The following is a 21,067-nucleotide window of genomic DNA, read 5'->3' as shown; positions in this document are numbered from 1 at the left end:
TTACCAATGAAAGGAAATAAGCCACCAATTAAAAGTGAAGAGGATTTCAAAATCACCGGAAATTGGGATACGCAGGCGAGGGTACTCCAGGAAAAATTCTTGCAGCTCACGGATGCCGATGTTCAGTTCGAAACGGGTAAAGAAAATGAATTATTGACCCGAGTAGAAACCCGGCTTAACAAAAAGCGGGAAGAAGTAATCAACATCATTCGAAAAGGCCAATAATTGAATCCGAAATTTGCCATAGGTAGTTACTACCACTAGCGTCCATTTATCTATTGGCCACCAAAAGACAGGTACCCAAAACCTGTCTTTATTTTTTTTATAGCTACTTAAACCAGCCCATTTGTCATGGAAAATTCAGATCATGAAAAATCTCAGGTTTTCATCATTGTCGAAATATTAGAATATATCCCCAACTCGGTAGTGATCAAAACCATTCTTAGAAAAACAACGGGCAATGTCAGCGTGGTATCCTTTGACTCGGGCGAAGCCATGACCGAGAAAATATCTCCATTTGACACCTTTATTCAGGTCATAGACGGCAAGGCAGAGATCGTCATTGACGGCAAGTCTCACTTGCTTGATACCGGTCAATCCATTATCATTCCGGCCCACTCCCGAAACACCATTAAAGCCAACATAAGATTCAAAATGATTTCGACCATCATAAAAAGTGGCTACGAAGAAGTGTCTTGACCCAGATCGCCCGCTACCTCCCTACCCAGGAAGGTCGCCTCTCCAACGTGTGATTTATGTAAAAATCGAACTATTAACTATAACACATCGGTGGGTGAATAACGCACCTTTGTACTTAGCTATACCATTGGTTTATAGCGATAAAACTTGATTTACCGCTGGCAGATGACTTAACTGAAAAAAGCGAGGAGATCTAGATCTACCTCTTTACTTATTTTGATCCACTAACATGTAAGTAAAATGGACCCTCTTAAAATTTCGTTCACCGCCGACATCATCCCGGATTTCTCCATAGCGTATGCTCATGAGATTCGTAATCCTTTAGCCAACATCAACCTTTCGGTTGAAATGATCGAGTTGGAACATAAAACAGGTGATGTCCAGCCATATCTTGACATCATTAAACGAAACTCGCTCCGAATTAAAGATTTGGTCAATGAGCTACTCGCCTACCATTATAAACAAGAAAAGCCCAAGGAAAAACATTCTATTCACCAGCTGCTTGATGAGGTACTTGAGCTCGCCGAAGACCGGATTCAGCTAAAAAAAATCAAGGTATTCAAAGGGTACGAGGGGGATGATATTTTCCTGAATATGGACGCACCAAAGATAAAAATTGCTTTGACAAACATCGTTACCAACGCGATCGAGGCTATGGTTGCGGGTAATGGAAAATTAAAGGTTCTTGTAAGGTCGGTGGATGGTCGGTGCCAGCTACGTATCGAAGACAACGGCTGCGGAATAAGCGAAGCAAATTTAAAAAATATCTCTAAAATATACTTTACTAATAAGCCGGATGGCTTGGGCATTGGGCTGGCAACTACGTATACTATACTACGTTCAAATAACGTAGGCATCAAGGTTGAGTCTCAGGAGGGGGTAGGTACCCAATTTATCCTTTCCTTTGAACTACCAAGCCCGGATACTGTTTTTTCCTGAAGCAGACCTAGACTTCTGGTACTTTTCTAGCAGGCTTACCCCTTTTCCTTGGCGACTTCTACTTTCCTCTTTTTACCGACCAGCGAGGTAGGTTTGGCAGCAAGTACTGCCTGATTCAAGGTACCTTGCTAGTCTTTACTCCTCCCCGGCCGATCTCCAGGGGCGGCTTTCTCTCGTTCGGCTCCTGGCGGTAGCACTTATTCACAAGTACGCCTCTCTTGCCCAGGCCGTTTTTCCTTCTAGACTAGCCCCCCAAGTAGTTAAAGTTACCTGTAATTCAGTAATCCATAAATAGTATTATTCTAATATTAAATCATTTTAAACATAGTTTTTAAACATTCGTTTAAAATATTTACTTAAAAGCTTGTGAATTCAAAAAATAGGCACCAGTTTTGTTCTGCCAAATAAACTACAAAGCCCTGTGAAGTGCATTAATTCGTCCAGTGAGGAGAAAATAAAGGAAGCGGCGAAGTCTGTTTTTTTGAAAAAGGGATTTGCGGGAACCACCGCCCGAGACATTGCGGATGCCGCCGGGATGAACATTGCCTTGACCAACTACTACTTTCGGAGCAAGGAAAGACTGTTCGTGGAGATTTTCCAGGATCTGCTCGCCTTGTACTGCACCAGTACGCTCCACATCCTGGATCAGCCGATTGGCTTGCGGGAGAAGATCATCGCCATTATTGAGGAGGACTACCGCCTGATGAAACAGGAGCCAAGTCTGGTGCTTTTTATCATGACCGAAATTCATCGGGATTGTGAAAAACTGTTGCCGGAGATGTCCAGGTACAAAGAAGCCATGACAAAAAAACTGGCGGAGCAACTCCGGGAAGAGGCTTCGCACGGAACGATACGCGCTCTGGGGGTTGAGCACCTGCTGCCCATGATCCTGGGTAGCCTTCAGTTTATTTTCATGAGCAAAAACATGCATATGAAGTTACACGGCTTAAACGAGGCTCAGTTTGAAGAATATACCGAAAAACACAAAAACCATGTGATTGAACTGGTGACAAACTACCTTTTCCCCAGTTCATCCTGAGAGTACCCCTTGGCTGGCATTTTTGAAAATAACTAAATAAAAATAGACGCTTGGGAACGGATATTTTAATAAATTAGATAACCTTTTTCTCTTAGAGAATTTGTTTTCTAACCATGGACACTGACACTAGTAATCTGTATGAGAAGTAGACTACACAAAAAAGTAGCCGAATTTAAAGAAGCCGCCCAGGCGCGGGAAAAGGGAGTATACCCCTATTTTAGGCCCATCCAATCGGCTCAGGATACGGAGGTTGTGATTGGTGGCAAGCCCGTACTGATGTTTGGCTCCAACTCGTACCTGGGGCTCACCACGCACCCTCACGTGATGGAAGCCGCCCAAAAGGCGGTCGAAAAGTACGGCAGTGGTTGTGCCGGATCACGGTTCCTGAACGGGACTCTGGACATACACGAACAATTAGAGAACAGGTTAGCAAAGTTTACGGGCAAGCAAGCCGCGGTACTTTTTAGTACCGGCTACCAGGCCAACCTCGGGGCTATTTCGTGCCTGACCGGCCGCAACGACTACCTTCTGCTCGATGAGCGGGATCACGCCTCCATCATCGACGGCAGTCGGTTGTCTTTTTCCAAGGTGATCAAGTACGCCCACAACGACATGGCGGATCTGCGAAAAAAGCTGAATCTGCTGCCCGAGGAAGCCGTGAAGCTGATCGTGACGGATGGTATTTTCAGCATGGAAGGGGACATTGTGAAGCTTCCGGAACTAAATAGGGTGGCGGAAGATTTTGGCGCTTCGATCCTGGTCGATGATGCGCACAGCCTGGGCGTCATAGGTACCTTGGGAGCCGGGACGGCCTCTCACTTTGGGCTTATCGACTCGGTGGACCTGATCATGGGTACTTTTAGTAAATCCTTTGCTTCCCTGGGCGGCTTTATTGCGAGCGACGAAGCCACCATTGATTACCTTAAACACCGCGCCCGGTCGCTTATCTTCAGCGCCAGCATGACACCCGCCAGCGTGGGAAGTACCCTGGCGGCGCTGGATATCATCGAGACCGAGCCCTTTCACATGGAGCGGCTCTGGGCCAATACCCGCTACGCCAAAGAATTGCTGCTGGTCAACGGCTTCGACCTGGGCCATACCGAGAGCCCGATTCTTCCCATTTATATTCGGGATAACGAAAAAACGTTCCTGATGACCAAGCTACTGCTCGAAGAGGGCGTTTTTGTGAACCCGGTGGTTTCACCCGCCGTGCGCTCCGACGAAACCCTGATTCGCTTTTCGTTGATGGCCACCCATAGCTTTAGTCAGATCGAAGAAGCCATTGATAAAATGGCGCGTATCTACCGCCAGCTATCTCCGGAGTCAATATCGCTAAAAGTATGACCCGGATCGTCTCCCCCTCCTCGGCTAAAGAACTAGGCCGCTTTATTGATTTTCCGCACGACCTCTACCGGGACGACAGCCGGTATGTACCTGAGCTCTTCATAGCACAGCGGGATATGCTCACACCGGGCAAGCATCCTTTTTATGAGCATTCGGAAGTCAAGCTTTTCCTGACGTATAGTGAAGACCGTGTAACGGGAAGAGTGGCCGCCATCTGGAACCGCAACCACAATGCTTTCACGGGACGGAAGGATGGTTTCTTTGGTTTTTTTGATTGCATTGACGACCCAAAAACGGCCAGCATGCTATTGGAAAGCGCTTCGGCCTGGCTAAAAGAACAAGGTGCTGATACGCTGGTAGGTCCGGTTAATCTTTCCACCAACGATACCTGCGGGCTCTTGGTAGAGGGCTTTGACCGCCCCCCGATGGCCATGATGCCTTACAACGCGCCCTACTACGAGAAGCTGCTGCTGGGCCAGGGGCTGGTTAAGAAGACGGACCTGCTAGCCTACGAAATCAACGTGAGTGCGGCCAACGACCGCTCCATCAAGCTGTTGGATGCCCTCCAGAACCGGCTCAAACGCAGCGGCATCACCATTCGGAAGGTTAACATGAAGGATTTCAAAAACGAGGCCCGAAAGATCCGTGAAGTGTACAACACGGCCTGGGACAAGAACCTGGGCTTTGTGCCGATGACCGACCGGGAGTTTGACTACCTGGCCAAAGACCTCAAAATGATCCTCGACCCGAATTTCTGTTTAGTGGCCGAAAAAGGGGATAAACTGGTGGGTTTTGCGCTGGGTATTCCGGATATCAACCAAATCCTGATCAACATCAAGCGCGGCCGCTTGCTGCCGACGGGGATTTTTAAGTTGCTCTTGAATAAGAAAAACATCACCCGCATCCGGGTACTGACGCTGGGGGTCATTGAGGGCTACCGCAAGCTGGGAATCGAAGCCTGCCTGTACGGAAGCATTATTAAAAATACCTACGGCACCAAGATCACCGGCGGGGAATGTTCGTGGATGCTGGAAGACAACTACCTGATGAATCACGCCATCGAGCAGATCAACGGGACGTTGTACAAGCGTTACCGATTGTTTGAAAAGCCCCTATGAGCGACAAGGTACTTATAACCGGAGCCAGTGGCTTCATTGGCCAGCATCTGGTGCGGGCGGCGCTGCAAGAAGGTTATGACGTGCACGCGGCCGTCCGGCCATCCAGCGAGCTTGGCGGATTGCGGCAGCTAGGTACCTTGGCCCAAGGGGGTGGCTCTTTGACGTTGGTTTACCCGGATTATCGCTCGGCGGCCTCACTCGTCCCGCTGCTGCAGGAAGGTACCTACGCGTACATCATTCATGCCGCCGGGGCCACGCGGGCCAAAGACTTGGCTGCTTATAACCAGGTGAACGCCACCTATACGCTTCACCTGGCCCAGGCGGCCCTGGCCGCGGGCATTCCGCTGAAACGCTTTGTGTTCATGAGTAGCCTGGCGGCCCTGGGCCCCGCTGAATACGCCGCGCAACAGCCCCTTACCGAAGCCACCCGGCCCAATCCGGTGACCTGGTACGGAGCCAGTAAGCTACGCGCCGAAAGGTACCTGATGGAATTGAAGGCGCTGCCGCTCACGATTATCCGCCCCACGGCAGTGTATGGGCCCGGCGAGAAGGATCTTTTCATTCTTTTTAAAACCCTGAGCCGGGGGCTGGATCTTTACATAGGCCGCCAGCCGCAACGGCTAAGCTTTGTGTACGTGCAAGACCTGGTTGCGGCCACAATGGCGGCCCTGAAGGCCCCCGCGAAGCCGGGAAGTACCTATAATATCTCAGACGGAAGGGCCTACGACCGCTACGCCCTGGCCCAGGTATACCGGGAGCTGAGTGGCAAAAGCCCCTACCGCCTGCACGTACCGCTACCGCTGATTGCCCTTACGGCTACGCTGCTGGAGGCCAGTACGATAGTGTCAAAAAGCACCCCGGTGCTCAACAAAGAAAAAATAAAGGAGCTGACCGCCGCTAACTGGTACTGTAGCATTGAAACCGCCCAAAAGGAACTGAACTACCGGCCCAGCCATGACTTGCGCTCCGGCATGGCCGAAACCCTGGCCTGGTACCAGGAGCACCACTGGCTGTAAGTGATGGCACTCGAATAAACAGACGTACGGCCCTGGCCGTGGAAGTACTTAGCTAACAACGAAGATCGTGGAGAAGAACCCTCAATTATTAAAACGTGCATCATGCTGACATCAAGGCACTTCCCACTGGTGCTCTTGCTCAGTATACTGATGCAGGGCTATACAGCCAGCCACGCGCAAACAACCACCGTTCGGGGCGTTATATCGGACGAAAAAACGGGCGAAACCCTCCCCTACGTAAGTATCATTATTCCGGGAACTACCCTGGGTACTTCGGCCGACGCCGATGGCCGCTATGCGCTTACCATCCCGGCGAGCTACGCGCGCATTACGTTTAGCTATATTGGCTACGAGAGCGTGCAGAAGGAGCTAGCCGTGGGAAAGGCGCAGGTCATTGACGTGAAGATGAAGGTAGATGCCGCCCTCCTTAAGGAAGTCACCATCCGGGGCAAGGCCGCCCGCTACCGCAACCGTGACAACCCGGCGGTGCAGCTGATCCGGCAGGTGATTGAGCACAAAGCCGAAAACCAAATGGCTCACCATGCGTACCTCGAGTACGAGCAGTACGAGAAAATATCTTTTGGGCTGAGCCACCTTACAGACCGATTCAAAGATAAGCGCATCTTCCGCAACTACCAGTTTTTGTTTCAAGAGCAGGACTCCACCGCCATCGGCGGGGCTATCACGCTCCCCGCCTACCTTCAGGAAAAGCTTTCGCAGGTTTATTTCCGCAAAAACCCCTACGTAAAAAAACAGTGGGTCAAGGCCAGCCAACGGGCGGAGTTCGACTCGAAGTTTGTCGACAACGACGGGTTGAGTGCTTACTTTAACCGGATTTACGAAGACATCAATCTTTATGACAACAACATCTCCGTAGCGACTAACCTGCTTCTGAGCCCCATAGCCACCACCGCCCCGACTTTTTATAAGTACTTCATCCGGGATACCCTCAAAACCCAGGTACCCTGGCTGGTGGAGCTGGGCTTTGTGCCCCGCAACAAAACGGACCTGCTCTTTGAAGGCCGACTCTTCGTTACGCTGGACGGAAACTATGCCGTCCAGCATGCCTACCTCACGGTTAACAAAGACATTAACCTCAATTTCATGCGGGATCTTGAGGCCAGCCTGGAGTTTGACAAGCACGATGACGGCCGCTACTACCCCAGCAAAACGACCCTCCGGATGGAGTTTGCGGTGGGTGAAAAGGGCCCCGGCTTGCTGGGCCAGCGGGTAGTGAGCTACACGCACTACGCCACGGACCAACCCCGCCCCGACAGCCTGTACCGGGGGCCGGCCGAGCAGCTGCTGTACAACCCGAAAGATAAGCCAAGTACCTTTGACTGGCAGGCCCAGCGCCCGATCCCGCTCGAAAGAACCGAACTGGCCATTTACCAGCACGTCGATACCCTCCAAACCATTCCTTCTTTCCGCCGCACGATGGACATCGCCTCGCTTTTCCTGGCGGGCTACAAGTCGCTGGGCTTGGTGGAGGTGGGGCCGGTCAATACGTTCTACAGCTTCAATCCGGTGGAAGGCTTCCGGCTGCGCTTTGGAGGGCGTACCACCACGGAGCTAAGTACCCGGTACTTTTTTGAAACCTATGCCGCCTACGGGTTTACGGATCAGCGCTGGAAGTACTTCCTGAGTGGTACCTATTCCCTGAACCAAAAGTCGGTCTACCATTTTCCGTTGCACTACGTGAAGATGAGCTACCAGCACGACACCAAGATACCCGGCCAGGACCTGCAATTTGTTCAGGAAGATAATTTTCTTTTGTCTTTCAAAAGAGGCGCCAACAACCGCTGGCTCTACAACGACGTCCTGCGCCTGGAGTACGTCCGGGAGTTTCAAAGCCGCCTGTCGTATAAGGTAGGCTTCACCAACTGGACCCAGCACCCGGCGGGTATCCTGGCTTACCTGCCCAGCACCACGGAAGATGAACCCTCTTTGCCTGTGGCCAGCCTGACCAACACGGAGCTGAACCTGGAGCTTCGGTACGCCCCCAAGGAGCAGTTTTATCAGGGCAAGCTGTACCGGACGCCCATCGTCAATAAGTATCCGGTTTTTACGTTCCGCTACAACGCCGGGCTCAAAGGCATCTTAGGCGGTGGTACCAGCTACCATCAGTTTACGGGTACCGTTGCCAAGCGGGTGTACCTCTCGCAGCTGGGCTACATGGACCTGACCGCCGAGGGAGGGTTCATCCGGGGCGGGGGCATCCCGTTTCCTTTGCTGACGATCCACCGCGCCAACCAGACCTACGCCTACCAGCTCAACTCCTACAACCTGATGAATTTTCTGGAATTTGTGAGCGACCACCACGCCAGCCTGGACGTACAGTACTACCTGAACGGCTTTCTGTTCAACAAAGTACCCCTGCTGAAACAATTGAAACTACGCGAGGTAGTTAGCCTAAAAGCGCTCATCGGCGGCCTGCGCGACGAAAACAACCCGGAAAAAACAACCCTTGGGGTCTATCAGTTTCCAAAGGATGAGCAGGGGCGGCCCATCAGCTACGCCCTGGGCTCACAACCCTACCTGGAAGGCAGCGTGGGCGTAGCCAACATTTTTAAACTACTGCGGGTCGACCTGGTGAAACGCTTCGGCTACCTCGACCATCCGCAGGTAACGGAGTGGGGCATCCGGGCCCGGTTCAGGCTTGATTTTTAAATAGGTACCTTCGAAAGTACCATTCACGATTATCGCTATGCATTACGCCATCATTGCCGCGGGAGAAGGTTCCCGGTTAGCCCAGGAAGGTTTTACGTTGCCCAAGCCGCTGGTAAGCCTGCACGGAGAAACGCTGATCGACCGGCTGATCCGCGTCTTTAGCCAGAATAACGCGCACACCATTCACATCATCATCAACGAAGAGTCCGAGCTTCTGCACGAACACCTGCGGGCGGCCTCGGCGTCCTGGCCCATCCGGCTGGTACGCCAAACCACGCCCAGCTCGTTTCACAGCTTTCAGGAGCTTCTCAAAACCATGCCGCCCGTGGAGGCCCTGTGCCTCACCACCACCGATACCGTATTTCAGGAAGCCGAGTTCGAGGCCTTCATCGCGGCCTTTGCCCAGCAGCCCGAGCTCGACGGCCTGATGGCCGTAACTACCTTCGTGGATGACGAAAGTCCCCTCTTTGTGGAGGTGGATCAGGACCGTGCCATCCGCGGTTTTACCGACGAAAATACCTCCCAAACGCCCTACATTTCCGGCGGCATCTACTGCCTGCGCGGAAAGGCCCTGGCGGCGGTGGGCGCGTCCGCCGCGCTGGGTACCAACCGAATGCGGAATTTCCAAAGGTACCTGCTGGCCCGTGGCCTTAAGCTGAAAGCCCATCCGTTCTCCAAAATCGTGGACGTAGACCACGTGGCGGACATCCAAACGGCCGCGCGCTTCCTGACCGAAACCAGGGAAGCCCAGGAACTGACTGAACGAGAAACCACCAAAATTGAATCTTGACACCGATCCAAACGAGCCTGGGCCCGAAGCGCCGAAAGCCGCATTACTTGCTATGAATATCCTTGGAGTACCCCGAAACCGGACGTTTTCACCCAATCACATCGGCAACGACGATGCCATTTTTACCCTCACGGCCCAGGCCCTGGAACACAGGGGCTGCCGCGTTCGGATTTGCGGGGAAGACGATTTTTTGAAAGCGGAATCCCTGCCCGAAAAGTACCTTTTCACCATGGCCCGGCAAAAGCCGGTGGTCAAAAAACTACAGCAACTGGAAGAGGCAGGAGCCGTGGTGGTGAATTCGGGCTTCGGGATTGAAAATTGCTTCCGGACCAACATGACCAATGCCTTGATCAAGCATCAGGTACCTTACCCCAGAAGCTTTGCGGTACCTACGTCCTACACCGGCGACGAGGTATTTGAAGCACTACCGGGAAAGGGCTTTTGGATCAAACGGGGCGATTTTCACGCCATTCATAAAGAGGACGTCACCTTTGCCTACTCCCGCCGGGAGGCCCAGGAGGTACTTCGGGAGTACTCGTTCCGAAACATCCCCGACGCCGTTATTTCGGAACATCTGGTGGGCGATCTGGTTAAGTTCTACGGGGTGTACGGAACTGATTTTTTCTTTTGGTTTTATCCGTACGACTCCAACCACCACAAATTCTCGGCCTACGAAAGCATTAACGGGAAGTCCATGTACCACGCTTTTGACGAAAATAGGCTCAAACAGGTGGCCAGTACCTCGGCCGAAGTACTGGGCGTAGACGTTTACGGCGGAGATGCCATCATTAGCCCGGAGGGCGATTTCCACATCATTGATCTGAATGACTGGCCCAGCTTCGCTCCCTGCCGGGACGAGGCCGCAGCCCACATTGCCGACCGCATTTTTCAACGATTTACCGAAAAAACGAATGGATAATCTGCTCAACGAACCCCGGCCGCAGGTACCTGCCCCCAGTGCCTTTGAACATTCGCTAAAATCAAACGACACCGAGGAGCGCCTGGACATTTGGTTTTACCGCCCCATCGGCTTTCAGATCGCGTTGTTTTGCGCCAAAATCGGGATGACGCCCAATACGGTCACGATCATCAGTATCTTTTTTGGCGTGGCCGCCGGTATCTTGTTTTACAGCCAGGAGCTCTGGATCAATGTGATCGGTATGCTGTCGCTGGTGTTTGCCAATTCGTTAGACAGCGCCGACGGCCAGCTGGCCCGCATGACCAACAACAAAAGCCGACTGGGACGCATCCTGGACGGGGCCGCCGGTGACTTTTGGTTTATCTCCATCCACGTGGCGCTGTGCCTGCGCAGCATGAACGAAGGCTGGACGGCCCTGATCTGGGTACCGGGCGTGGTGGCGGGCTTTTCGCACGTGGTGCAGTCGGCCATGGCCGACTACTACCGCAACGTCCACCTGTTTTTTATCAAGGGTACTTCGGGCAGCGAGCTGGACAACAGCCGGGATTTGCAGCGGGAGTACGATCAGCTGAGCTGGAAAAGGGATTTTGGCATGAAACTCGTAGCCCGTACGTACCTGAATTACACCAACTTGCAGGAGAGTTTTTCTCCCAGGCTACAAAAACTACTGGCCGTGATTCGTACCAAGTACCCCCACGGACTTCCCCAAACCCTCATCACGGATTTTCGGGCCCAAAACCGGCCTTTGATGAAGTACACCAACATCGTACAGTTCAATACCCGGGTACTTTTTCTGTTCCTGTGGCTCTTCCTGGATCAGGCCTGGCTGTACTTTATCTTCGACATCTTCGTGCTGAACCCCATCCTGATTTACATGTGCGTGCGCCAGGAAAAAGTAAGCGGGTACTTTTACCAGAAGATCATAACCGGCGACGACTATGGGCAAAAAAGTATATAAGGCCATTTTTCTGGCTCTCGGCGTAGGTACCTTGGGGGTGATGATCTACAGCATCGGGCTGGCCAACATCTGGTTGAACATTCAGAAAACGGGCGTGTGGTTTGTGCCCGTGATCGGGAGCTGGCTGCTGATCTACGTGCTCAATGCCTTTGCGTTCAAAGCCATCATTCAGGAGCCCGACCTCCCCGCCACGCAGCTGTCGTTTGGGGCGGTGCTGCGGCTGACCATCACGGGCTACGCCATCAATTACATCACGCCCTTTGTGGGCCTGGGCGGAGAGCCCTACCGCATCATGGAGCTCAAGCCGAAAGTGGGTATTCACAAAGCGTCGTCGTCGGTGCTGCTGTACAGCCTCATGCACATGTTTTCGCACAGCCTCTTCTGGCTGGCTTCCGTGGGCCTAATCCTGGCCTTCGTGCCGGTTAGTCGGCTACTCCTGGCTGGCTGCGCGTTCATGGTTCTGATCAGTGTGCTCTTAGGTACCTGGTTTATCCGGGTATACCGGAAGGGCTTCATCGTAAGTACCCTCACCCTCCTAAAAAAGCTGCCGCTGGTGAAAGCCTGGGCGCACGGATTTGCCCAGGAAAAGGAAGGTACTTTGCACGAAATTGATAACCAGATCCGGATTTTGTACGCCGACCGCAAGCCTCGCTTTTATTCGTCCCTGATCCTGGAATTTGTGGCGCGCGGGGTAGGTTGCGTGGAAATTTACTGCACGGCCCTGGCCATCGGGCTAAAGATGTCGTGGGTGGAAGCGCTCGTGATTAGCTCCGCATCCTCCCTCTTTGCCAACCTCGTCTTCTTTTTTCCCATGCAGCTAGGTACCCGCGAGGGCGGCCTGGCGTTGGCACTGCGGAGCATTGGCCTGCCCGCCGCCAGCGGTATATTCATTGGCGTGGTGACGCGCATCCGGGAAGTATTCTGGATCATGGTGGGCCTGGCGCTGATGAACCGAAACCGAACGAAAACGCCAGACAACCCCATGAAAGAATCAGGATTATCCTACGCCGCGCCCACCGAGGCCCAAAACAAAAATAACGCATGGTAAAGGGAGTATTGATCGATTACGGAGGTACCATCGACACCAACGGGCTGCATTGGGGTGCCGTGCTGTGGGATAGCTACCAACGCCACCAGCTGCCGGTAGAGAAGGCCGATTTCGCCCTGGCCTATGCCTTCGGGGAGCGGTCGCTGGCGCTCCACCCGATCATCCAGCCCCAGCATACCTTTTACGACACCCTGTACCTGAAAACGGACCGGCAGTTTGCCTTCCTGCGGGAAAAGGGATACACCCTGGACGACGCCTTCGTCGGGGCCATTGCCCGGGATTGCGATCGTTTTGCCCAGGAAACGGTAGCGCAGGCCCGGCCCACGCTGGCGGCCCTCGCCGACCGCTACCCCCTGGTGCTGGTGTCCAATTTCTACGGCAATATCAACACCGTACTGGAGGTGTTCGAAATACGTTCCTTGTTCCGGCATGTGGTGGAGTCGGCTGTGGTCGGGATTCGTAAACCCAATCCGGCCATTTACCGGCTTGGCGCGGATTTAGTAGGTCTTCCCCCCCAGGAATGCGTGGTCATCGGCGATTCTTTCGCCAAGGACATCGTACCGGCCAAGGAGCTGGGCTGCCGTACCTTATGGCTCAAGGTGCAGGGCTGGGAAGAGCCCGCTGCCCAGCCGGGTTTGGCCCAGTCGGCCGACGTAGAGCTTACGGATTTTAGCCAAAGTATTGAAGCCATCAGAAACTTGAATCAATAAACTAGTTGACACATCCCATGTACGACATATGCACGATTGGTCACATTACGCTGGATAAAGTAGTGACCTCCCAGTCCGTCACTTACATGCCGGGGGGTACTTCCTTTTATTTTTCGAAGGCCATCCAGCCTTTTAACCTCCGCTACACGTTGGTGACGGCCCTGGGCACGCAGGAGAGCTACATTGTGGACGACCTCCGGGCGGCCTCCATTCCCGTACACGTACTGCCCAGCGCGTTTACGGTCCATTTTGAAAATATCTACAGCCACAACCAGGACCACCGGGAGCAAAACGTGCTGCACAAGGCCGCGCCCTTTGCGGTAGACCACATGCCGGAGCTGTCAGCCAGGGTATTTCACCTGGGCCCGCTGCTCTCGGACGACATTCCGGTAGCACTCATCACGAAGCTAGCGGCGCAGGCCGAGGTATCGCTGGACATTCAGGGGTACCTCAGGTACGTCCAAGACCAAAAGGTGTACCACCGCGACTGGGCCGATAAAGAAGAAGCGCTGCCGTACATTACGTACCTGAAAGCCAACGAGTTTGAGATGCAGGCCGTCACGGGCCACCAGAACGTGCAGGCGGGTGCCAGGTACCTGGCCGAGCGGGGCGTTCGGGAGGTGATCATTACGCTGGGCAGCAAGGGTTCCGTCATTTATTCCAACGGCACGTTTCACGAAATTCCGGCCTACCGGCCCGAGGCCATCGTGGATGCCACCGGCTGCGGCGACACCTACATGGCGGGCTATTTACTCCAGCGAATCAACGGCCAGTCCATCCGCGAAGCCGGTGAGTTTGGAGCGGCAATGGCCACGCTAAAAATTGAATCATCGGGGCCCTTCACGGGCCAGCCCGATCAGGTTGAACACGTAATCCGGCACGGTACTTTTACCCCCGATACCAGCGCCCCCGTTTTTGAGTAGCAAGCGTATTTAGTTTTTATGAAATATCTTCTGATCAGTTTAGTCGCCATCATTCCGCTTTTTTCGTCTTTTACACGTTTTGAACGAATCGAGAAAGGCCGGGCTACCCCCGTCAGCAATCCGGACACGTTTCCGGTTCCAACCCAGGTACCCAGGCTATTATTTTATATTCAGCGAGACCCAAACACCAATACCATCGTGTACGAGCTCAACACCGACGCCCAGGGGCGGATCAGTCCGAGCCAGCCGGTACACCCGTTTTGGATTCGCTACCCGGAAGGGGGCATTCGCCAGGACCTGAACTACCTACAGCGTAAATTTGCGTACGGGATCAACGCCAAAGCCCTCGGGAACGAGGAGTACGAGCTGCGCTCGGTGGCTTACTCCAAACTACCCCTGTACCTGCGCCGGGATATGAAAAACCAGTACCACGTTTACACCGAAATCGGCGCTAAAAAGTGCATCCTCAACCGGGTCTTTATCCGGATCGAAGGCGGCACGTTCTGGTCGCCGAATGTCCTGTACATTGAGCTGAAAGGCACGGAGGTCGCCACCGGAAAAACCGTGGTGCAGCGCCTCAAACCCTCCTGAAGTACCCAGGATAGGTACCTTGAATCATTGGTAAAAAACCAGTGGTATTCCTAAAAATAAAACAACCCACGGGGCATGGAAGAGCAGCGACTAGAAGCGAAAAACAAACAACGGGAGAACAGAAAAGTACGCCACGCGGAGAAGAAAAAGCTCTTTACAGACCGAAAAAGAACCAATATCCTGAAAGCCAGTGAGCAGCAGGCGCTGGCCTACCTGGTCAAAAGAATCCCCGCCTTCGTCACGTCCAACGTACTTTCGGGCCTTGGCCTGGCGGGCTGCGTGCTGGTACTGGTGGCCTTCCTGCTGGCTACCTACCAGGACCGTACTTTCCTGCTACTGGGAGTGGTGGGCCTTTTTATTAATTGGTTCGGCGACTCCCTCGATGGCCGCCTGGCCTACTACCGCGGTACGCCCCGGAAATGGTACGGCTTCTCACTGGACATCGTCATCGACTGGATCGGGACGGCCTTCATTGCGCTGGGCTATTTGGTTTATTCCAAAGGTACCTCCGAGTTCTCGGCCTTTTTCATCCTATTTCTGTACGGCTGGGCCATGATCATCTCCCAGCTCCGCTACAAAGTAACAGATACCTACAGCATTGACTCCGGTGCCATGGGCCCTACCGAGATCCGGCTGGTGATCGCCTCGGTACTGGTGCTGGAGGTACTTTTCCTCAACAGCATGATGTATCTGGTGTGGATCCTGTGCGCCGGATTTTTGGTGGTCAACTACCTGGATACCCAAAAACTCCTCAAACTGGGCGATGCGCGGGACGAACTGGAAAGAAAAGCCACAGCGGTAAACCGCGACTAGGGTACTTTCCTGAGGTACTTTTCAATTTTCTTCAAGCCCTTCCTGCCCGGCCGGTTGCTTTTTCTGCCGTAGCCGGGCTCTTGTTTTTTATGGAAGTCATTAAAAGGTACTTAAGTACCCCTAGCGCGGCTCAGGGGGTACTTGGGCTTTCCCTGGGGTACTTCTCTGGCACGAATATTTAAGGAACGCTGTCTGAATTCGGAACGCCTACCGCAGGTACCTACCAGAAGTACCTCCCGTAGTTTCTCATACTTCAGCTATACCCTATGGAACAAAAAGATAACAAGCATTTTTGGTGGCAAGATGGCATCATTTACCAAATCTACCCCCGCTCGTATCAGGATAGCAACGGCGACGGCGTCGGGGATTTACCGGGGATCATCCGTCGGCTCGACTACCTGCAGGAACTTGGCGTAAGTGCCGTGTGGCTGTCGCCCATTTACCCCTCGCCCATGGCGGATTACGGCTACGATATTTCTGACTACCAGGATATTGACCCGCTCTTTGGTACCCTTTCTGACTTTGATACGCTGCTGCACGAAGTACACAGCCGCGGCATGAAGCTCATCCTGGACCTGGTCCCGAACCATACCTCCGACCAGCACGCCTGGTTTCAGGAGTCGCGCTCCTCGCGCAGCAATCCCAAGCGCGACTGGTACCTGTGGCACGACGGCCGCCCGGACGGTAGTCCGCCCAACAACTGGCTTTCGGTGTTTGGCGGCAGCGCCTGGGAGTGGGACGAAACTACCCAACAATACTACTACCACGCTTTTTTGAAAGAGCAACCTGACCTCAACTGGCGCAACCCGGAAGTACAGGAGGCCATGCTGAACGTGATGCGCTTCTGGCTGGACAAAGGCGTGGATGGCTTCCGGGTGGACGTGATGTGGCACATGATCAAGGACGAGCAGCTGCGGAACAATCCTACCAACCCCAATTACGAACCGCACATGTCTACCCACGAGCAGCTGCTACCTACCTACTCGACAGACCAGGCCGAAGTACACGACATTGTCCAAAAAATGCGGGCCGTCCTGGACGAATACGACGAGCGGATGATGATCGGGGAAATTTACCTGCCCATCCAGCAGCTGATGGTGTATTACGGCATCGACAACAAGGGCGCTCACTTACCCTTCAACTTCCTGCTTTTATCCCTACCCTGGGAGGCTCAGACCATAGCGCGGGCCATTGACGAATACGAAGGAGCGCTGCCTTCGGGTGGCTGGCCAAACTGGGTACTGGGCAACCACGACCAGCCGCGCATTACCAGCCGGGTGGGCCTCCAGCAGGCCAAAATAGCCGCCCTGCTGTTGCTTACGCTGCGAGGAACACCCACGATCTATTACGGCGAGGAAATCGGGATGCGGGATGTACCCATTCCCTTTGGTGAAGTGCAGGACCCCCAGGGCCTCAACATGCCCGACAAGAACCTGAGCCGCGACCCGGCCCGCACGCCCATGCAGTGGGATGATAGCGAAAACGCCGGGTTTACGGATCAAAAGCCGTGGCTGCGGCTAGCCCGGAGCTACCGCCGCTTCAACGTAGCGACCCAGCAGGCCGACTCCCATTCCATGCTGGCGCTTTACAAGCGGCTGATCCGCCTGCGCCAGTCGGAGCCTTCGCTCATGACCGGCCACTACGTGCCCGTCTACTCCGACCACCAGCTCTTTGCGTACCTGCGCCATCAGGAGGGCCACGACCGTTTTTTGATTCTGCTCAACATGAGTCCCCGCCCCTGCTACTTTAACGTACCCAACGTGACCATCAAAGGTACCGTCGAGATTGCCACGCACCAGGAAATTGAAGGAGAAAAAATCCAAGAACCCATTAGCCTGTACGGGGACGAAGGCCTGATCATCCGGCTGGACCCTGACGCAACCCTATAATTTCATGAAAACCATCGGTGCTTGTTTTTCAGCAGATACTCATCAATGTACCTTTACGGTATGGGCTCCGGAGAAGAAAAAAATGGCGCTGCACCTCCTGGCACCGGTCGAGCAGCAGCTCGACATGCCTAAGGGAGAAATGGGGTACTTTAGCCTTACGTTGGACGACATCCCCCCCGGTACCCGCTACTACTTCGCTCCGGACGAAGCCGAAAAGTACCCCGATCCCGCCTCGCACTACCAGCCCGAAGGCGTACATGGCCCCTCGGAGGTAGTTGATCACGCGGTCTACGCCTGGCAGGACAAAGACTGGCGCGGGCTGCCTTTTAAAGATCTCATCATGTACGAGTTACACATAGGTACTTTTACGGAGGAAGGTACTTGCGAGGCCATCATCCCCTACCTGGACGACCTCGTAGCCACGGGCATCAACGCCCTGGAGCTCATGCCGGTGGCGCAGTTTCCCGGCAGCCGCAACTGGGGCTACGATGGCGTATATCCGTATGCGGTACAAAATTCGTACGGAGGGCCGGAGGGGCTGAAAAAGCTAGTGGATGCCTGCCATGCCCGAGGCATTGCCGTGTTTCTGGACGTGGTGTATAATCACCTGGGGCCGGAGGGAAACTACTTTGGCCAGTACGGTCCGTACTTTACCGAAAAATACGCCACACCCTGGGGCACCGCCATCAACTTCGACGGCGACTGGTCCGACGGCGTGCGCGACTACTTTGCGCTCAACGTGATCCACTGGTTTGAGACCTACCACCTCGACGGCCTCCGCCTGGACGCCGTGCACACCATCTATGACACCGGCGCGGTGAGTTTTTGGGAATTTTTGCACCACAAAATAAGGTCATTGCAGCAACGCGTCGGGCGCACGTTTTACCTCATTGCCGAAAGCGATCTCAACAGTCCGCGCGTGGTCAAATCGCCGGAAGTAGGGGGTATGGGCTTTGAAGCCCAATGGCTCGACGACTTTCACCACAGCCTGTACGTGCTGCTGGACCCGGCGGGCCGGGAACGCTACGCAGATTTCGGGCATCTGGAACAGCTCGCCAAAGCCTACACCGACGGTTTTGTGCACAGCGGCGAGTACGTGAAGTTCCGCAAGCGAAAACACGGGGCGTCGTCGGTGGGGATACCGGGGGATCAGTTTGTGGTTTTTAACCAAAACCACGACCAGATCGGCAACCGGGTTGGGGGCGAGCGTTTGTGCATGTTAGTTGATTTTGAACGGCAGAAACTGGCGGCAGCGGCCATCCTGTTGTCGCCTTATGTACCTATGCTGTTTATGGGAGAAGAATACGGCGACCAATCGCCTTTCTTCTATTTTGTGAGCCACTCGGAGCCCGCGCTCATCGAGGCCGTACGTGAAGGCCGTAAAAAAGAGTTTGAGAGCTACCAGTGGGACACCGAACCACCCAGCCCCGACGACGAGGATACCTTCCGGCGCTCCCGAATCGACTGGCAGAAGCGCGGCCACGGCAAGCACCAGAAGCTGCTTCGCTGGCACCAAACGCTCATTAGCCTGCGCCGCACCGAACCGGCCCTACAGAACGTCTGTAAAAACGAGGTACGGGTGCATATCCTGGGACAAAGGGGCTTTGTGTTGCATCGGATCAGCGAAAACGAAGAGGAGCACCTGCTGTGTCTTTTCAACCTCAGCGATGAGGGCATTCCCTATACTTTCCCCAGCTGGACCGGTACCTGGAAAAAAATCCTGGATTCAAAGGAACCCGAGTGGGTGGAATCTCCGCCCCAGGACGGTCAGGCGTATGCCACAGAGATCAGCTCCGAAAGTACCCTTGAGCTCGCCCCGGCTTCGGTGGTAGTATTTAAATTCCAACGGGATGGAGGTACTTCCTGAAAGGGTACTTAGTCCCTTTTTAAATTAATCCCCAACATTCCTACATCTCACCTAAAGTACCTACCCATGATGAAAGCCGCCGTTCTCGAAAAATACGGTTCCAGCAACCAGTTTAAAATAAAAGTGATGGAATCGCCTCAGCTCAAAGACGGCCAGATCCTGGTCCGGAACCGGGCCTCTTCGGTGAATCCGGTGGATACCCTCGTTCGCCGGGGTACCTTGAAGCTCGTCAGCGGCCTGCTGGGCGACCAGATCATCGGGGCCGATTTCAGTGGGACGGTCATTGCCTCCCGCAGTAGCCGCTTCCAGATCGGAGACGAGGTGTTTGGCTTCAACAGCGCCATAAAAGGCGGTGCCTACGCCGAAGAAGTAGCCGTGGATGAAGAGCACGCCGCCCTCAAACCCACCAATTGTAGTTTTACGGAAGCGGCCGTGTTGCCGCTGGTAGCGCTCACCGCCTGGCAGGGCCTGGTGGATGAAGGCCACCTCAAGGCTGGAAACCGGGTGCTCATTCATGGCTGCACTGGCGGCGTGGGGAGCGCGGCGGTGCAAGTGGCTAAAAGTCTCGGCGCGGTGGTGACGGGTACTTGCAGTACTCCGCACGTGGCCTTTGCCCAGGCCCTGGGCTGCGACAAGGTATTTGATTACAAAAAAGAGAAAGTACCCCCTACGTTGCTTTTTGACCTTATCTTTGACGCCACGGGTCAGCTTGCCCCAACGGAAATCAAGGACAACCTGGCCCAGGAAGCGCTGTTTATTTCCACGCGCGGGGGCGTCAAGGACGTAGTCAGTGCCGTGGATGCAGCCCTGAACCTGATCCGGCAGCGGATGAAGGTAGTAGTAGTAAAACCCAAAGCCTCAGATTTGATGATCCTGAAAGAACTGGTAGAAAGCGGAAAAGTGAAGCCCTACATTGCCCGTACTTTTCCGCTGGAAGAAGTAGGCCGGGCGCACGACATGCTTGAGAACGAAAGCTTTACGGGGAAAATCGCTATTTCGATCTAGGCAAAGCTAGTCCGCAGGTACTTCTACGGCTTCTTTTTTTGCTTCAACGGCATCTACCCAGTGGGTAGCCTGGCAATTTTCACAGGGCTCCTGTAAGTGTTCGTTTGTGGGGTGGGCATTGCCACAGTGGAAACAAACCCTTTGGCCACTGGGCTTAAGCGAAAGAACGGCAAACTCCGGATCTAAGTCAGGCAGAACGGATAGTCCAGGTACCTCTTCTTCATTTTTGATGAGAGTAAACGAGCCGTTGGCCTCGATGTACAAACGCTTTACTTCGCCCAGGTGCCGGATTCCGCTGGAGCGTAGCTGAGAAAAAACCCTCGCCCGCGATAGGCGCGTTTTTTCCATGTTCTTAAGATTCATAGTCGAATCTTTGACGAGCGTATCAATGTTATCCTGCGTGATTTTCTCAAACGTTTCGTTGGTCGTGGCTATTTTGGCAATGTACTGTTGCACAAAAACCACGATCACGGCGATAATCACCGCCGGAAGCAAGCCGCGGTCGGCCGACTGCAAAGGTACCCCAATGGCCGCCGCCAGGGAGGTCATGGCGGCCAGCTCGTTTCGTCCGAGCTGAGAGGCCATCCGTTTGCCCATCATGCGCATGGATACCATTAAGATCAGGTACACAAAGGCCGTCCGAACAACTACCTCAATAAAAAAGCTGGCGGGGACGTTCCCAAACAAAATCCGCGCCCAGTCATCAATTCGTATTTCGTAAGCACTCAT

General features: G+C 53.9%; 20 protein-coding genes. 19 read left to right on the top strand and 1 reads right to left on the bottom strand.

Translation table 11 applies throughout. From position 1 onward, the window contains the following. Window positions 1–6: 6 nt before the first annotated feature. The 19 genes from HNQ92_RS23425 (at window position 7) to HNQ92_RS23335 (ending at window position 20,338) form a co-directional block, all read left to right on the top strand. Complete coding sequence (locus HNQ92_RS23425) at window positions 7–225, top strand: hypothetical protein (RefSeq protein WP_184177971.1); 219 nt, start codon at window positions 7–9, stop codon at window positions 223–225. Window positions 226–351: 126 nt separating this feature from the next. Then, complete coding sequence (locus tag HNQ92_RS23420; RefSeq protein ID WP_184177969.1) at window positions 352–699, top strand: cupin domain-containing protein; 348 nt, start codon at window positions 352–354, stop codon at window positions 697–699. Window positions 700–939: 240 nt separating this feature from the next. After that, window positions 940–1,638, top strand: a complete 699-nt coding sequence (locus HNQ92_RS23415; RefSeq protein ID WP_184177967.1) for a sensor histidine kinase — start codon at window positions 940–942, stop codon at window positions 1,636–1,638. Window positions 1,639–2,059: 421 nt separating this feature from the next. Next, window positions 2,060–2,677, top strand: coding sequence for a TetR/AcrR family transcriptional regulator (locus HNQ92_RS23410; protein ID WP_343063038.1), 618 nt, complete (start codon window positions 2,060–2,062; stop codon window positions 2,675–2,677). Window positions 2,678–2,815: 138 nt separating this feature from the next. Next, the gene (gene spt, locus HNQ92_RS23405) at window positions 2,816–4,021 is read left to right on the top strand and encodes a serine palmitoyltransferase (RefSeq protein ID WP_184177965.1); all 1,206 of its coding nucleotides are present in this window, start codon (window positions 2,816–2,818) and stop codon (window positions 4,019–4,021) included. Next, complete coding sequence (locus HNQ92_RS23400; protein WP_184177963.1) at window positions 4,018–5,139, top strand: hypothetical protein; 1,122 nt, start codon at window positions 4,018–4,020, stop codon at window positions 5,137–5,139. Before spt ends, HNQ92_RS23400 begins: the two co-directional genes overlap by 4 nt. Continuing rightward, entirely contained in the window at window positions 5,136–6,155 is a 1,020-nt protein-coding gene (locus HNQ92_RS23395; RefSeq protein WP_184177961.1) for an NAD-dependent epimerase/dehydratase family protein, read from the top strand. Before HNQ92_RS23400 ends, HNQ92_RS23395 begins: the two co-directional genes overlap by 4 nt. Before the next feature lie 102 nt (window positions 6,156–6,257). After that, complete coding sequence (locus HNQ92_RS23390; protein ID WP_184177959.1) at window positions 6,258–8,825, top strand: DUF5686 and carboxypeptidase-like regulatory domain-containing protein; 2,568 nt, start codon at window positions 6,258–6,260, stop codon at window positions 8,823–8,825. Between the two features lie 37 nt (window positions 8,826–8,862). Beyond that, complete coding sequence (locus tag HNQ92_RS23385) at window positions 8,863–9,615, top strand: nucleotidyltransferase family protein (RefSeq protein ID WP_184177956.1); 753 nt, start codon at window positions 8,863–8,865, stop codon at window positions 9,613–9,615. 52 nt (window positions 9,616–9,667) lie between these two features. Continuing rightward, window positions 9,668–10,534 carry a hypothetical protein gene (locus HNQ92_RS23380; protein WP_184177954.1) on the top strand — a complete coding sequence of 289 codons (867 nt, stop codon included), beginning with the start codon at window positions 9,668–9,670 and terminating at the stop codon, window positions 10,532–10,534. Then, the gene (locus HNQ92_RS23375; protein WP_184177952.1) at window positions 10,527–11,492 is read left to right on the top strand and encodes a CDP-alcohol phosphatidyltransferase family protein; all 966 of its coding nucleotides are present in this window, start codon (window positions 10,527–10,529) and stop codon (window positions 11,490–11,492) included. Before HNQ92_RS23380 ends, HNQ92_RS23375 begins: the two co-directional genes overlap by 8 nt. Further along, window positions 11,473–12,540: a lysylphosphatidylglycerol synthase transmembrane domain-containing protein gene (locus HNQ92_RS23370; protein WP_184177950.1), complete on the top strand. Its 1,068-nt coding sequence runs from the start codon at window positions 11,473–11,475 to the stop codon at window positions 12,538–12,540. The genes HNQ92_RS23375 and HNQ92_RS23370 overlap by 20 nt, the downstream gene beginning before the upstream one ends. Beyond that, the gene (locus tag HNQ92_RS23365; protein WP_184177948.1) at window positions 12,534–13,250 is read left to right on the top strand and encodes an HAD family hydrolase; all 717 of its coding nucleotides are present in this window, start codon (window positions 12,534–12,536) and stop codon (window positions 13,248–13,250) included. Before HNQ92_RS23370 ends, HNQ92_RS23365 begins: the two co-directional genes overlap by 7 nt. A 17-nt stretch (window positions 13,251–13,267) precedes the next feature. After that, complete coding sequence (locus HNQ92_RS23360) at window positions 13,268–14,173, top strand: PfkB family carbohydrate kinase (protein WP_184177946.1); 906 nt, start codon at window positions 13,268–13,270, stop codon at window positions 14,171–14,173. Between the two features lie 18 nt (window positions 14,174–14,191). Further along, a complete protein-coding gene (locus HNQ92_RS23355) occupies window positions 14,192–14,764 on the top strand; it encodes a DUF4833 domain-containing protein (RefSeq protein ID WP_184177944.1) in 573 nt (190 codons plus the stop codon). A gap of 75 nt (window positions 14,765–14,839) precedes the next feature. Beyond that, window positions 14,840–15,577, top strand: coding sequence for a CDP-alcohol phosphatidyltransferase family protein (locus HNQ92_RS23350; protein ID WP_184177942.1), 738 nt, complete (start codon window positions 14,840–14,842; stop codon window positions 15,575–15,577). Between the two features lie 266 nt (window positions 15,578–15,843). After that, window positions 15,844–17,466, top strand: coding sequence for an alpha-amylase family glycosyl hydrolase (locus tag HNQ92_RS23345; RefSeq protein ID WP_184177940.1), 1,623 nt, complete (start codon window positions 15,844–15,846; stop codon window positions 17,464–17,466). A 4-nt stretch (window positions 17,467–17,470) separates the two neighbouring features. Continuing rightward, a complete protein-coding gene (treZ, locus tag HNQ92_RS23340; protein ID WP_184177938.1) occupies window positions 17,471–19,333 on the top strand; it encodes a malto-oligosyltrehalose trehalohydrolase in 1,863 nt (620 codons plus the stop codon). Between the two features lie 66 nt (window positions 19,334–19,399). Beyond that, window positions 19,400–20,338 carry an NAD(P)-dependent alcohol dehydrogenase gene (locus tag HNQ92_RS23335; protein ID WP_184177936.1) on the top strand — a complete coding sequence of 313 codons (939 nt, stop codon included), beginning with the start codon at window positions 19,400–19,402 and terminating at the stop codon, window positions 20,336–20,338. Between the two features lie 6 nt (window positions 20,339–20,344). On the opposite strand, the gene HNQ92_RS23330 is transcribed toward HNQ92_RS23335, so the two are convergent. After that, window positions 20,345–21,067, bottom strand: coding sequence for a DUF421 domain-containing protein (locus HNQ92_RS23330; protein WP_184177934.1), 723 nt, complete (start codon window positions 21,065–21,067; stop codon window positions 20,345–20,347).

This window comes from Rhabdobacter roseus (assembly GCF_014202275.1).
Classification (GTDB): Bacteria; Bacteroidota; Bacteroidia; order Cytophagales; family Spirosomataceae; genus Rhabdobacter; species Rhabdobacter roseus.
This window is presented reverse-complemented; position numbering and strand designations above follow the sequence as displayed.

Coding starts and splice junctions, on each gene's coding strand:
- HNQ92_RS23425 (WP_184177971.1), top strand. CDS start 7: ATGAAAGGAAATAAGCCACCAATTAAAAGTGAAGAGGATTTCAAAATC.
- HNQ92_RS23420 (WP_184177969.1), top strand. CDS start 352: ATGGAAAATTCAGATCATGAAAAATCTCAGGTTTTCATCATTGTCGAA.
- HNQ92_RS23415 (WP_184177967.1), top strand. CDS start 940: ATGGACCCTCTTAAAATTTCGTTCACCGCCGACATCATCCCGGATTTC.
- spt (WP_184177965.1), top strand. CDS start 2,816: ATGAGAAGTAGACTACACAAAAAAGTAGCCGAATTTAAAGAAGCCGCC.
- HNQ92_RS23400 (WP_184177963.1), top strand. CDS start 4,018: ATGACCCGGATCGTCTCCCCCTCCTCGGCTAAAGAACTAGGCCGCTTT.
- HNQ92_RS23395 (WP_184177961.1), top strand. CDS start 5,136: ATGAGCGACAAGGTACTTATAACCGGAGCCAGTGGCTTCATTGGCCAG.
- HNQ92_RS23390 (WP_184177959.1), top strand. CDS start 6,258: ATGCTGACATCAAGGCACTTCCCACTGGTGCTCTTGCTCAGTATACTG.
- HNQ92_RS23385 (WP_184177956.1), top strand. CDS start 8,863: ATGCATTACGCCATCATTGCCGCGGGAGAAGGTTCCCGGTTAGCCCAG.
- HNQ92_RS23380 (WP_184177954.1), top strand. CDS start 9,668: ATGAATATCCTTGGAGTACCCCGAAACCGGACGTTTTCACCCAATCAC.
- HNQ92_RS23375 (WP_184177952.1), top strand. CDS start 10,527: ATGGATAATCTGCTCAACGAACCCCGGCCGCAGGTACCTGCCCCCAGT.
- HNQ92_RS23370 (WP_184177950.1), top strand. CDS start 11,473: ATGGGCAAAAAAGTATATAAGGCCATTTTTCTGGCTCTCGGCGTAGGT.
- HNQ92_RS23365 (WP_184177948.1), top strand. CDS start 12,534: ATGGTAAAGGGAGTATTGATCGATTACGGAGGTACCATCGACACCAAC.
- HNQ92_RS23360 (WP_184177946.1), top strand. CDS start 13,268: ATGTACGACATATGCACGATTGGTCACATTACGCTGGATAAAGTAGTG.
- HNQ92_RS23355 (WP_184177944.1), top strand. CDS start 14,192: ATGAAATATCTTCTGATCAGTTTAGTCGCCATCATTCCGCTTTTTTCG.
- HNQ92_RS23350 (WP_184177942.1), top strand. CDS start 14,840: ATGGAAGAGCAGCGACTAGAAGCGAAAAACAAACAACGGGAGAACAGA.
- HNQ92_RS23345 (WP_184177940.1), top strand. CDS start 15,844: ATGGAACAAAAAGATAACAAGCATTTTTGGTGGCAAGATGGCATCATT.
- treZ (WP_184177938.1), top strand. CDS start 17,471: ATGAAAACCATCGGTGCTTGTTTTTCAGCAGATACTCATCAATGTACC.
- HNQ92_RS23335 (WP_184177936.1), top strand. CDS start 19,400: ATGATGAAAGCCGCCGTTCTCGAAAAATACGGTTCCAGCAACCAGTTT.
- HNQ92_RS23330 (WP_184177934.1), bottom strand. CDS start 21,067: ATGAGTGCTTACGAAATACGAATTGATGACTGGGCGCGGATTTTGTTT.